General features: G+C 66.8%; 9 protein-coding genes. 7 read left to right on the forward strand and 2 right to left on the reverse strand.

What is annotated here, in order from left to right; translation table 11 throughout:
* Positions 1–84 precede the first annotated feature (84 nt).
* Both ACY65G_RS16910 and ACY65G_RS16915 read left to right on the forward strand, forming a co-directional pair.
* Complete coding sequence (locus tag ACY65G_RS16910; protein WP_464998488.1) at positions 85–1,878, forward strand: autotransporter assembly complex protein TamA; 1,794 nt, start codon at positions 85–87, stop codon at positions 1,876–1,878.
* Complete coding sequence (locus ACY65G_RS16915; RefSeq protein WP_464998489.1) at positions 1,878–6,329, forward strand: translocation/assembly module TamB domain-containing protein; 4,452 nt, start codon at positions 1,878–1,880, stop codon at positions 6,327–6,329. The genes ACY65G_RS16910 and ACY65G_RS16915 overlap by 1 nt, the downstream gene beginning before the upstream one ends.
* A 107-nt stretch (positions 6,330–6,436) precedes the next feature.
* Here ACY65G_RS16915 and ACY65G_RS16920 read toward each other — a convergent pair whose 3' ends face one another.
* On the reverse strand, positions 6,437–6,604 hold the full coding sequence (locus ACY65G_RS16920) for a hypothetical protein (RefSeq protein WP_464998490.1): 168 nt from the start codon (positions 6,602–6,604) through the stop codon (positions 6,437–6,439).
* Between the two features lie 92 nt (positions 6,605–6,696).
* Between ACY65G_RS16920 and ACY65G_RS16925 the strand changes: the two genes are divergently transcribed.
* Both ACY65G_RS16925 and ACY65G_RS16930 read left to right on the forward strand, forming a co-directional pair.
* Complete coding sequence (locus tag ACY65G_RS16925) at positions 6,697–7,221, forward strand: CcdC protein domain-containing protein (RefSeq protein ID WP_464998491.1); 525 nt, start codon at positions 6,697–6,699, stop codon at positions 7,219–7,221.
* Entirely contained in the window at positions 7,218–8,147 is a 930-nt protein-coding gene (locus tag ACY65G_RS16930; protein WP_464998492.1) for a hypothetical protein, read from the forward strand. Before ACY65G_RS16925 ends, ACY65G_RS16930 begins: the two co-directional genes overlap by 4 nt.
* A gap of 16 nt (positions 8,148–8,163) precedes the next feature.
* Here ACY65G_RS16930 and ACY65G_RS16935 read toward each other — a convergent pair whose 3' ends face one another.
* Positions 8,164–9,108, reverse strand: coding sequence for a TIGR01777 family oxidoreductase (locus ACY65G_RS16935; protein ID WP_464998493.1), 945 nt, complete (start codon positions 9,106–9,108; stop codon positions 8,164–8,166).
* Between the two features lie 371 nt (positions 9,109–9,479).
* Here ACY65G_RS16935 and ACY65G_RS16940 point away from each other — a divergent pair, with 371 nt between their 5' ends.
* The 3 genes from ACY65G_RS16940 (at position 9,480) to ACY65G_RS16950 (ending at position 12,344) form a co-directional block, all read left to right on the forward strand.
* Entirely contained in the window at positions 9,480–10,709 is a 1,230-nt protein-coding gene (locus ACY65G_RS16940; RefSeq protein WP_464998494.1) for a type II toxin-antitoxin system HipA family toxin, read from the forward strand.
* A complete protein-coding gene (locus ACY65G_RS16945) occupies positions 10,709–11,194 on the forward strand; it encodes a DUF3606 domain-containing protein (protein WP_464998495.1) in 486 nt (161 codons plus the stop codon). The genes ACY65G_RS16940 and ACY65G_RS16945 overlap by 1 nt, the downstream gene beginning before the upstream one ends.
* 133 nt (positions 11,195–11,327) lie before the next feature.
* Entirely contained in the window at positions 11,328–12,344 is a 1,017-nt protein-coding gene (locus tag ACY65G_RS16950) for a polyprenyl synthetase family protein (RefSeq protein WP_464998496.1), read from the forward strand.
* Positions 12,345–12,351 lie beyond the last annotated feature (7 nt).

The raw sequence follows: 12,351 nt of genomic DNA on the forward strand, positions 1-12,351 counted from the left end.
TACCGATCCGGTAACATCGGCCCGATAACAACCATTCATCCATCACCGGGATCACGAATTTTGGCACAACTCGTCACAAATGTAATGCGGCTGGCCTGCGTGGCGGCGCTCGCGGCGCCGCTGGCGCTCTATGCGGCGGAGGGGCTGCAATACAATGTCCGGATCAACGCGCCGGGCGACCTCGACGAGCTGCTGGAAGAAAACCTCGACCTGCTGAAATACCGCGGCAACCCGCGCACGGACATCGAACAGCTGCGCCGCATGGTGCGCACCACGCCGGCACAGGCCAACACGCTGCTCGCCACCGAAGGCTATTACTCCCCCACCGTCAACGTGCAGCTGGACGAGAGCGGCACATCGCCGCAAGTAACCGTGGACGTGACGCCCGGCGAACCGGTACTGGTGGGTTCCGTTGAAATCGTGCTGAATGGCTTTGCATCGAATCCCGAATCGCCGTTCGACAAGGAAGCGCTGAAGGCAAGCTGGCCGCTGGCCGAAGGCCAGGTGTTCCGCCAGGCCGACTGGGAAAGCGCCAAGCGCGCGATCCTGCGCGCCGTGGTGCAGACCCGCTACCCGCGCGCGCAGATGACGGAAAGCGTGGCCACCGTCGATCCCGACACGAAACGCGCATTGCTGCGCGTGGCGCTGGACAGTGGTCCGGAGATGCGCTTCGGCGAAATCCGGATCGACGGCTTGAAACGCTATCCGGAAGAAATCATCCGTAACCTCAACAAGATCCAGCCGGGCGACCTGTACAGCGAGGCAGAGCTGCAGGCATTCCAGTCGAAACTGCAGGACACCGGCTATTTCTCGTACGTGGAAGTGACGGCGGACCTGAATACGCTGATCGGCGAGCGGCAGGAAGCGCAGGCCGAGCAAAGCGCCGGCGCGCCGCAACCGGCCACGCTGCCGCCGGTGCCGCTGCTGGTGCATGTGGTGGAAAACAAGCGCAAGAACGTCAGCGTGGGCGTGGGTTTTTCCACCAACACGGGCGGCCGCACATCGCTTGCCTATGACGACCTGGCGATCTGGCACCTGCGCCTGAAAAGCGCGCTGACGGTGGAGCAGAAAAAGCAGACGGCGCGCGGCGACTTCTACTTTCCCACCACGGCCGATGGCTACAACGACAGCTTCGGCGCCGCGCTGGAGCGCAACGATATCGAAGGCGAGATCACGCGCACCGCTTCCGTCTACGCCAAGCGCGCCTGGGGCACGCCGCTGCTGGAACGCAGCATTTCGGCCGAGTACCTGAACGAGAGCCGCACGGTCGCCGGGGCGACATCGGAAACGTCATCGACCCATGCCATGAGCCTGCCGATCACCTATGCCGTCACGTGGCGCAAGCTGGACAACCTGATCTTCCCCACCAGGGGTTACGTACTGAACGCCACGGCCGGCGGCGCGCTGCTGCCGATCCTGACCGATGAGAAATTCATCCGCGTCACGGCCCGCGGCATCACCTACCGGCCGCTCGATGCGAAAAACCTGCTGATCTTCCGCGGCGAGATCGGCGCGCTGCGTTCGGGCAGCAAGGACGGCGTGCCCGCCACCTACCTGTTCCGCGCCGGTGGCGACAATTCCGTGCGCGGCTACGCGTACCAGGAGCTGGGCGTGCAGGAAGGCCTGGCCACCGTGGGCGGCCGCTACCTGGCCACCGCCAGTGCCGAATACCAGTACTGGTTCCGCCCCACATGGGGCGCCGCCGTGTTCTACGACGCCGGCAATGCCGCCGATTCGCTGTCCGAGATCCACCCGAAATCCGGCTATGGCGTCGGCGCCCGCTACAAGAGCCCGGTGGGCCCGATCAATGTCGACGTGGCCTTCGGTCACGCGACGCGCAAGGCTCGCCTGCACTTCTCACTTGGATTCACGTTCTGATGGCCGACGATATCAACACCCCCGACAACCCGGCCGGCCATGACGGTGACAATGCGCCCCTGCCCCGCAAGGAGCGCCGCTGGCTGCGCCGCACGCTGATCGGCACCGGCATCACCGTTGTCGTCCTGGGCGGCGCGATCTGGCTGCTGGGCCGCGAAACCACGCTGCAGCAGATCGCCGAACGCGTGGCGAAGGCCAGCGGCGGCGCGATCACGATCACCGGCGTCACCGGCTCGCTGTACAACCACATGCACATCGGCCGCGTCGTCTACAAGGGCAAGACCAGCACGATCACGGCCGACAACATCGACATCGACTGGTCGCCGCTGCAGTTCTTCTCGTCCGGCATCGAGATCAGCCAGCTGCGCGTGCAGTCCGTGCTGATGCAGACCACGGGCGAGGACGACAGCCCCACCACGCTGCCGGAAACGCTGGCACCGCCGTTCCGCATCGCGGTCGACGACGCGCAACTGCTGAAGCTGACCATGGTGGGCCTGACCGGCACCCGCACCGAGGTCACCGACGTGCGCGCCAAGCTGTATGGCGACAAGACGCAATGGCAGCTCACCAGCGCCAGCGCCGTGACACCGTTCGGCCGCGTGGCGGCCGACGGCACGATCGGCGCGCAAAAACCGTTCAAGGTGCAGGCCAAGGCCGCGCTGACCGAAGTGCACATCGCCCCGGACCAGCCCTCCGCGCAACTGGCGGTGGCCGCCACCGGCAACCTGTCGCTGATGACGCTGGGGATCAAGGGCACGTCGCCGAACGCCAACGGCGACGGCACGGTCACGCTGACGCCGTTCGAGAAAATCCCGCTGCGCGCAGCCGATATCCGGGCCTATGGCGTCGATCCTTCGCGCTTCCAGTCGGCGTGGCCGAAGGCCAGCCTGGACTTGCGCGTGAAGGCCGATATCGGCACGCAGCAGCAGGTGAGCGGCCTGCTCGAGCTGAAAAATACCGCGGCCCCCGGCCCGATCGACCAGCAATTGCTGCCGTTGAAGGCCGTCACGGCGCGCCTGGGCGGCAACCTCACGACCGCCACGCTGGACAACCTGCTGATCGACCTGGGCAACGCCGGCCGCTTCACCGGCACGGGCCGCGTGGAACGCACGGGAACGGACGGCGGCATCGAAACGGCCGACATCCGGCTGCACACGGACCGTATCGACCTGCGCCATCTCCACAGCGCCGCCAACCCAACGGCGATCGCCGGCGACGTGTCGGCGAAGAGTTCGGGCAGCGGCGCCGGCACCGTGCAGACGTTCGACGTCGCGCTGGCCGAGAAGAACATGCGCCTCGACGCCCACGCGAACCTGAAAGATACGCTGGTCACGATCGAGCGCGCCCGCCTGCAGGCGGGCCGCGGCAGCATCGGCGTGACCGGCCAGGCCAGCCTGGCGGACGACCGCGCCTTCAAGGCGGCGGCCACGGTCGATCATTTCGATCCGGCCGCGCTGGGCGACTTCCCGAAAGCGGACCTGAACGCCGTGGCCAATGTGGCCGGCAAGCTGGTGCCCGAGCTGAACGCCGCCGTCGGGTTCACGATCCGGCCGTCGACTTTCGCGGGCCAGAAGCTCTCGGGCAGCGGCAAGCTGAACGCCGATGCGCAGCACCTGACGAACATCGCCGCCAACGTGGCGATGGGCCGCAACACGATCGAGGCGCGCGGCGACTTCGGCCTGCCGGCCGAAAAGCTGAACTGGAAGGTCGACGCGAAAGACCTCGCCGCCTTGCGCGGCGACCTGGCCGGCGCGGTTGCCGGCAGCGGCGTGGCCACCGGTGGCTATGCGGCGCCGCGCACCAGCTTCGATGTCGAAGCACGCGGCCTTGGCCTGACGGGCGCGAAAGTGCGCGCACTGGACAGCGTGATCCGCGCCTCCGGCCAGTTCGCGCTGGCGGGCAAGGACAAGGCGCCGGAAGTGACCATGTCCGGCAGCGCGCGGCGCGTGAACCCGGCGGCATTCGCGGCCTCCGCGCCGGCGGGCAACCTGAACGCCACGTTCTCCGGCAACGCGCGGCTGGCCGCCGACTGGCGCGCCAATATGAACCTCGACTTCGCGCCGTCGACGCTGGTCGACGCGCCGCTGACCGGCCATGCAAAGCTGACGGCGGACCACCGCCACGTGGACAATGCCGATGTGGACCTGCGCCTGGGTCCGAACAGCCTGCAGGCGAAGGGCGCGTTCGGCGCACCGGCCGACCGGTTGAACTGGAAGCTCGATGCGCCGCAACTGTCCAGCCTGGGCGCCGGCTTCGGCGGCGTGCTGCGCGGTACCGGCACACTGGGCGGCACGATGCAGAAACCCATGCTGTCGTTCGGCATCGAGGGCAATTCGCTGCGGTTGATGACGCAGCACCAGGTACGTGCGATCAAGGCCACCGGCACGCTCGGCAACGCCGATGCGCTGGTGGCGGACGTGAACGTGACCGGCTACAGCTCGCCGGCGATCTCGATCGACCGCGCGCGGCTGCAAAGCAGCGGTACCAGCGCGGCGCACACGATCGCGCTGTCCGCCGCCAACCCGGACTTCGACGCGGCGCTGCGCATCAGGGGCGGCTGGGCCAACGACACGTGGACCGGCAGCATCGACACGCTGCAGAACCGCGGCCGCTTCGCGTTGACCCTGCAATCGCCCGCCCCCTTGATCATCGCGGCACCGAAAGGCAGCGGCGTGACGGGCCTGGCGTCACCGCAACGCATCGCGCTGTCCACCGCCGTCATCGGCCTGCCGGAAGGCAGCCTGCGCGTGGAAAACCTGGAAAAGAACGGCCCCCGCTGGCGCAGCCGCGGCACGGCGGCCGGCGTGCCCGCCACGTATCTCGCGCAGTTGTCCGACGCCTGGCGCGGCCGCGTCGTCAGCGACCTGACGCTGGGTGCCAACTGGGGCCTGGACATGACATTGCCTGCCACAGCCGCTGGTGCCACACCTTCTGCACCGGCCCTCGACGGCTCGGTGCGCGTGTTCCGCGAAAAGGGCGACATCACGGTGACGGGCGGCGCGAAGCCCCTGCCGCTGGGGCTCTCCCAGCTCCAGGCCGGCGTGAACGTTTCAGGCAACACCCTGAAGGTGCAGGCCGGCATGACCGGCACGCGCGCCGGCCGCATCGCGCTGGACGCCACCGCGCAATTGCGCGACGGCCGCATCCCGGGCGACAGCCCGCTGGCCGTGACGGCGAGCGTGGACGTGCCGTCGATCGCGTGGATGTCGCCGCTGGCCGGCATGGAAGGCCTGGAACTGGAAGGCGCGCTGAAAGCGGCCATCGCCGGCAGCGGCACGGTCGCCAATCCCGCCCTGAACGGCGACGTGAGCGGCACCGGCCTCGTGATCAATTGGGCCGACCAGGGTGTCCGCCTGCGCAATGGACAATTGCAGGCGCAGGTGGCCGGCGACCGGCTCACGCTGCAGAAGCTGCACCTGGAAGGCCGCACCGGCCGCGCCGATGCGGAAGGCTGGGCGCGCCTGGCAGGCAACGAGATGACGATGAACCTGAAGCTGACGGCCGACAAGCTCGAGGCGCTGTCGCGGCCCGACCGCACGCTGGTGCTGTCCGGTACCAGCGAGGTGATACGCGATGCGAAGCGCTTCCAGCTGAACGGCAAGTTCCGCGCCGACCGCGCCGACATCGAGCTGCCGGACGAGAATTCGCCGACGATCAGCGACGACGTGGTGATCCTCGGCCGCACCAAGCCCACGATCAAGGAAACGGCGCAGGCGATGCCGCTGAACGTGGACCTGGAAGCGGACCTGGGCAACGATTTCCGCCTGAAGGGCAAGGGACTCGATGCCTACCTGGCGGGTGGCGTGCATGTGCGGATCGCCGATCGCCGCCCGCCGCGCATCAACGGCAGCATCCGCGTGGCCAGCGGCACCTATGCCGCCTATGGCCAGAAGCTGGCGATCGAGCGCGGCGTGATCAATTTCACCGGCGCATACGACAACCCGGGCCTGAACATCCTGGCCGTGCGCAAGCGGCCGGAAGGCACGGAGCTGTCGGATACCAACGTGGAAGCCGGCGTTGAAGTGCGCGGCACCGCGCTGGCGCCGACCGCGCGGCTGGTGTCCACCCCTTCCGTGCCGGACAGCGAGAAGCTGTCGTGGCTCGTGCTGGGCCACGGCATGGACGACATGCAGGGCAACGAGATGGGCCTGCTCGGCACGGCCGCCGGCGCGCTGTTCGGCGGCAAGGGCGGCGGCAGCTTCGCCAACAAGGTTGGCCTGGACGAACTGGGCGTTTCGCAGGGCAGCGGCAATGCCACCGGCCTGGAAAACACCGTGGTCACCGTGGGCAAGAAGCTGTCGTCGCGCGCCTACCTCGGCTTCGAACAGGGCGCCGGCAGCGCCACGTCGCTGGTCAAGCTGCGCTATAAGCTGAACCAGCGGATCACGCTGCAGTTCCAGACCGGGACCAACAACGCGCTGGATGTGCTGTACACCTGGGCGTTCGACTGAACCCGCGACGTTGATGCGATTGGTGTCGGACACCATTTTCAAGGAAAATGGTGTCCGACACCGGTTCTTACGGGCTTTGCACGGCGCCTGGTTCTTCTACTCCGGATCTACTCCGGGTTCCGGTCCGGCACCGGATCGTCCTGCTCCACCGGCGCATCCGGATGATGTGGATGATTCGGCTGCGGATCGGGCATTGGTTCGTCGACCGGCACCGGCAAGTCCGGCGCCCGGTGCGCGTGGATCGGCGCGGTTGCACGCTCCATGAATCGGTCCATGATTCCTCCTGTTGTCTGGAAGATCACCCTATCACGCCCCCCGGAATCGCGCCGCAGCGTTACAATTTCCGTTTTCCCGACCTGATCGATCCATGCAACTGACCACCCTGGCCCTGCTGATCCTGATTCCGCTGCTGATCTGGCGGGTCTACCTGCGCCTGCGCCCGTTCTTCGCGCGGCAGGAATCGCTGATGTGGAAGCACTGGACCGGCGCAGTGCTGTTCCCGCTGATGCTGCTGGGCGCCACCGCTTCGCTGCACGACGACGCGCCGGCCCTGGCCTCGCTGAGCGCCGGCGTGCTGGGTGGTGGCTGGCTGGGCTTCTTCACGCTGAAGAAAACGCGCTTCGAGACCGTCGGCCGGCGCTACTACTTCAAGCCCTACGAACGCTTCGGCATCCTCGTCTGCATGCTGTTCGCCGCGCGCGTGCTGCAGATCGGCGTCGAACTGTACATGAACCGCCAATCCGATTTCCCGCAACTGATCACGCGCGAGATGGTGCTGCGCCATCCATTGTCGTGCGTTGCGTTCGGCTTGCTGGCCGGCTATCTTGCCACCTTTTCCATCGGCATGCTGCGCTGGCGCCGCGCGCAGCCGCCCCTGCCGGAGCTCGAATGAACCCGCTGCATGATTTGTCTTTTCCTCCCCTGCTGTCCAACGAGCCGCGCATTGCCGACGCGCTCCAGCAGACCCTGACCGAACGCTACCTGCTGCCGGCATTGCCGGCGCTGCGGGCACTGATGCAAGAACTGCGGGCCCGGATCGACCCCGAGCTTGCGGCGCGCAGCCCTGCCCGGCTTGGCCAGCCCTACCCGCGCGGCCAGGCCATGGAGATCACGCAGGCGGTACGCGAGGCCATGCGCCAGCTCGACGCGGGGACGCTGCCGCCCCAGGCTGCGGAAGGGTTCGGCGCGCTGGATGCGTTCCAGGCCCACGGCGGCAGCATGCGGCTGGTGTGGGGCGTGCTGCACGGCACGCACTTCCACGGCGCCTTCCTGTTCGGCACGCTGCATGTCGACGTGGCGGGCGATGCGACCGGCAGCCAGCGCGGCAAGGTCGACATCGTACCGTTCCGGCAAGCCCGCTTTACGCCGGTGCGCGACCACCGCCATTACGCGCTGCTCGCCAACACCGCCTGGCAGGCCACCGTGTTCCCGAACCATGTGCTGCCGGGTCTGGCGCCTTATGCGCCGCTGATCATGTTGATCCCGGGCGGCTCCATACGGATCGAATCGGATGCGGCCTACATGGGCGAACTGGCGCTGGCCAGCGGCTTTGCCTCCAGCGCGGATGTACTGAGCCGCCCTCCGATGCCGTCCGACCTGTTCGGGCTCGTGGCCAGTACGCTGCGCAAGGCGGACATCGTCACGGCCGCCGATGCGGCGCAGGGCAGGCGCGAGGCCCTGGACATGTGCGTGCGCTATCGCGACAAGCGCCGCCGTGCCGGCGACCTGGGTCATGTGCGCGCGCAGGAATCGCTGGCGAAGGCCAATGCACTGCTCGCCACGCTGCAGGTATCGGTCTCGCAGCGCCGGGCGGCCTGACGGCGGCGCCCCCGCATTACAGCAGATCGCCCAAGGCCCCTTCCAGCGCCGGATAGCGGAACTGGAAGCCCTCGTGCTGCAGCCTGGCCGGTACCACGCACTGCCCTTCCACCAGCAGGTCCGCCTGTTCGCCCAGCAGCAGGCGCACCGGCCAGGCCGGCGTGGGCAGGATTGCCGGGCGGTGCAGCAGCCGCGCCGCGGTAGCGATGAATTCCCGCTGCGTCACGCATTGCGGCGCGGTGAAGTTCCACGCGCCGTGCACGCTCTCGCGTTCGCTGCGCTGCGCCAGCCATGCCTGCGCACGCAGCAGGTCGGCCACGTGGATCCATGACAGCGCCTGCCGGCCACCGCCCATCGGGCCCCCGGCCCCCAGCTTCACCGGCAACAGCATCATTGGCAGCGCGCCGCCGTGGCCCAGCACCAGCCCGAAACGGGTCGTGGCCACCTGCACGCCGTGCTCCGCCGCACGCTGCGCCGCCGTTTCCCATTCCTGGCACAGCTGCGACATGAAGACAGGCTGCGGCGGCGCCGTTTCCGTCAACGGCGTCGATGCGCCCTGCGGCTGCACGCCGTAGTAGCCGATCGCGGAACCGGACAGCATCAATCGCGGCTTGTGCCGTGCCTGTGCGATCCAGTCCACCACGCGGTTCGTCAGGCCCACGCGGCTGGCGCGCAGCGTGGCCTGGCGTTTCCTCGTCCAGCGCGGGCCGAGGATGCGGGCGCCGGCCAGGTTGACGACGATGTCGATTCTTTCGGTAGCCGGCAGTTCGGCAACCGTCATCACGGTGCGCACGCCGCTGCCGAATTGGCGCGCGGCCCGCGCGGTGTCGCGGCTCATGGCGATCACATGCTGGCCATCGGCCAGCAGCGCCGCCACCAGCTGGTGGCCGACGAAGCCCGTGGCACCGGTGACGAGCACGGTCTGGCCGGGGGAGCCGAAATGCAGGGCTTCAGTTGACATCGCGGAACTCCTTTGACTTGCCAGCGTGCGTGGGCGCCGGAACCAGCAGCGCGTGGATTGGTGCCACCGTGCGTTTGATGCCTCGGCGCGTCCCTACTTCGCCCCGGCAGAGCACGTACTCCTGTTCAGTTGGACTCAGGTTCATATTTTCTCTTTTTTCTGTTGTTACAGAAATTAAAGACCAAAATGCGCAGTCTGTCAAACAAGTCTTCCAATGGATATGTGGAGTCGTATAAGGCTCAGTATAGTTAGGCATTTTAATAGCACTAAAAAGGCGTGACATCTCTTATTAATGCTATTCTTCTGCCTAAATGAACACTACCTGCACACTCCAGATTTTTCTCGACGGGTCCTGGCGGGACGCAGCCCTGATGACGCTCACTGGCAATGTCAACCATGGGGTAGACGCGCATACATACCTGGAATATCTGGTGGAGTACGCCGCCAATTACCTGGGGCGGGGAGATGCGGCGGCACTTTCCGTGTCGGCCCCAGTCGATTTTCAAAACCAGTCGATGGCCACGTGGCCACCATTCGTGATTGACCTCTTGCCCCAAGGATACGGGCGCGCGGAACTGCTCCGACAATTGCATCATGCAGCGTCGGCCGGGGCGAGCGCCGACTGGTACCTGTTATGTGCCGGTGCCGGCAACCCGATCGGTAATGTGCGCGTAAAAGAAGCATACCAATGGACCCTGGAGCGGTCGGGTGCCGCACCTTACGGATTCACCATGGATGAAGTCGCGTCGCGCGCGGGCGATTTCAATGAGTATCTCGCACAACACGGCCTTTTCCTTGCCGGTTCCTCGGGCATCCAGGGCGAGTGGCCGAAAATCTTGCTGACGCGCGCATCGGACGGCCTCTATTACCTTGACCACACACTGCCGGATGAGCAGGCGGACCAGCATTTCATCGTCAAGTTCGGACGAGGCACGGATCCCGCGCTCGCCGACATCCTGCGCCTTGAGGCGCCCTACATGCAGCTAGCGAAAGAACTCGGTTTGCATGTGCATGCAGAGCTGACGCTGCGCGGCCGGGCACTTTTCATACCTCGCTTCGACAGGCACGTATCGGGTCGCCAGGTGATCCGGTATGGCCAGGAGAGCGTTGCATCCCTGTGCGGTATCACGGGTTTCGGCGGCGTGCCTTCACATAACCAGGTATGCCGGCGGTTGGGCGAGGTAGCGAGCGATCCGGTACGCGAAGTCATCGAATACATCAAGCGGGATATCGCCAGCGTCGTCCTTGGCAACAAGGACAATCACGCGCGCAACACGGCGATTCATCGCAAGCCCGATGGCACCGTCGGCCTGACGCCTGTCTTCGACTTTGCACCGATGTGGCTGCATCCGGATGGCATTGCGCGCCGGATCCGCTGGGAACGGGACGATGGCGGCTCGCCCGATTGGTCCAGCGCAATCGACCAAGCAAGCGATGCAGCGCTTCTCGACAACCGCCTGGTCAGGGCGGGCGTCGCCACGCTGACAGCACCATTGTCCGGCCTTTTCGATTGCGCAAGGTCGCTCGGTATCGAAGAGCGGTTCCTGGCGCCATTGGCAAAGACGTGGGAAAAAGCTCTCCGGCAGTTGGAGAAACTCTGATGGACAAGCGTTACAGGCCATTGTCGACAGCCGAGTCCCAGACGGCACGCCGGGCGCTCGCCGAGGAACTGGCAGCGGCACCCTCCACGCCGATTCCCGCCGTGATCCGGAAGATCCGCACCACGCTGCGGTTCACGATCGCGGAGTATGCCAACCTTTGCGGAGTGTCGGCACGGGCGCTGGCCGATATCGAGCGCGAAACCACCAGCCCCACCCTGTCCACCGTTGAAAAGCTGCTGCGCCCTCTTGGCCTGCAGCCGGGTGCCGTCCCCGCTGCCCATTCCGTCCGGCCCGCACCGTCCGCCGCGCAAGCGGCCGGGCCACTGCTGCAAAATGCCCAGGACCGCAGCCGGATCAACCTCGCGGAAGCATGGGAGGTCAATTACTGGACGCGCGAACTGGGCGTTTCACAACAAGAGCTGGCCGATGCAATCAGCGCCGCTGGCCCCACGATCGGCGCCGTACGGCGCCATTTGGGAAAGTGATACGGCAGTCGCCAGACGACCAGTGACTATTGACCCGCTATTGTCCAGGACGACCGCACGATTGAAGATATTGTCTGATTCCTAACGCCTTTCCGCTATCATGACCCATCGGGACATGACGAAGGAAGCGGGCATGACTAGCCAGAAAAGACGGTTCTCCGGGCCGGGCCACGAGTCCGGCCACGAGCATTCGGCCGCGGAACTCGAAGCGATGCGCAATGCGCTCGATGAACGCCTGGGCCACCTGCTTGCCGCCGAAGGCGACCGCAACGACCGCCTGGCGGCCGCCATGCGCGCCGCCGTGCTGGGTTCCGGCAAACGCATGCGGCCGTTACTGCTGATGCTGGTGGCGGCGGACCTCGAATGCTCGTCGCCGGCCGTCATCGACGTGGCCTGCGCCGTCGAGATCGTGCATGCCGCCTCGCTGATCCTCGATGACATGCCGTGCATGGATAACGCTACCCTGCGCCGGGGCCTGCCAACGCTGCACCGCCAGTTCGGCGAAGATGTCGCCATCCTCGCTTCGGTCGCACTGCTGAGCCGCGCGTTCGGCATCCTCGCTTCCGCGCCGGGCATCGCGTCCGCCACACGTGGCCGCCTCGTCGCCACGCTGGCGGAAACGGTCGGCGCGCAAGGCCTGGTGCGCGGCCAGTATGAAGACCTGCATGGCGGCGCCGGCCGCTCCGCCGAGGCGATCGCCACCACCAACGAACGCAAGACCGGCCTGCTGCTCGGGGCCGCCGTGGACATGGCGGCCGTGCTGGCCGAAGCGAACGACTGCGTGGGCCGCTCGCTGCGCGCCTTTGCGCTGGCGGCCGGGCACGCGTTCCAGATCCGCGACGATTTCCAGGACCTGCCCGGCACCGACAGCGCCGTTACCGGCAAGGACACGGGGCTCGACCTGGGCAAGGCAACCCTGCTGAACACGTATGGCGCCGACGAGGCGCAGCGCCGCCTTGCCGAGCACCTGCGCGACGTGGAACGCCACCTCGGCGAAGCGCTGGCCGGCGCGCAGCGCACGCGCCGCTTCGTGCAGCGCATGTTCGCCGCGCACGCACCCCAGCCAAGGCAGGCACCGCGGCCGCACCTGTACGGATCGTCCGCGGTCAACGGCGCCACGCAGGCCGGCTTCGACAGCCGCGCCGGCTGAGCCACGG

The sequence above is a fragment of the Pseudoduganella sp. jia 12 genome (assembly GCF_055502675.1).

Excerpts from the sequence above, each read along its gene's own strand:
- ACY65G_RS16950 (WP_464998496.1), top strand. The coding sequence starts at position 11,328 with ATGACTAGCCAGAAAAGACGGTTCTCCGGGCCGGGCCACGAGTCCGGC.
- ACY65G_RS16925 (WP_464998491.1), top strand. The coding sequence starts at position 6,697 with ATGCAACTGACCACCCTGGCCCTGCTGATCCTGATTCCGCTGCTGATC.
- ACY65G_RS16915 (WP_464998489.1), top strand. The coding sequence starts at position 1,878 with ATGGCCGACGATATCAACACCCCCGACAACCCGGCCGGCCATGACGGT.
- ACY65G_RS16910 (WP_464998488.1), top strand. The coding sequence starts at position 85 with ATGCGGCTGGCCTGCGTGGCGGCGCTCGCGGCGCCGCTGGCGCTCTAT.
- ACY65G_RS16920 (WP_464998490.1), bottom strand. The coding sequence starts at position 6,604 with ATGGACCGATTCATGGAGCGTGCAACCGCGCCGATCCACGCGCACCGG.
- ACY65G_RS16940 (WP_464998494.1), top strand. The coding sequence starts at position 9,480 with ATGACGCTCACTGGCAATGTCAACCATGGGGTAGACGCGCATACATAC.
- ACY65G_RS16935 (WP_464998493.1), bottom strand. The coding sequence starts at position 9,108 with ATGTCAACTGAAGCCCTGCATTTCGGCTCCCCCGGCCAGACCGTGCTC.
- ACY65G_RS16945 (WP_464998495.1), top strand. The coding sequence starts at position 10,709 with ATGGACAAGCGTTACAGGCCATTGTCGACAGCCGAGTCCCAGACGGCA.
- ACY65G_RS16930 (WP_464998492.1), top strand. The coding sequence starts at position 7,218 with ATGAACCCGCTGCATGATTTGTCTTTTCCTCCCCTGCTGTCCAACGAG.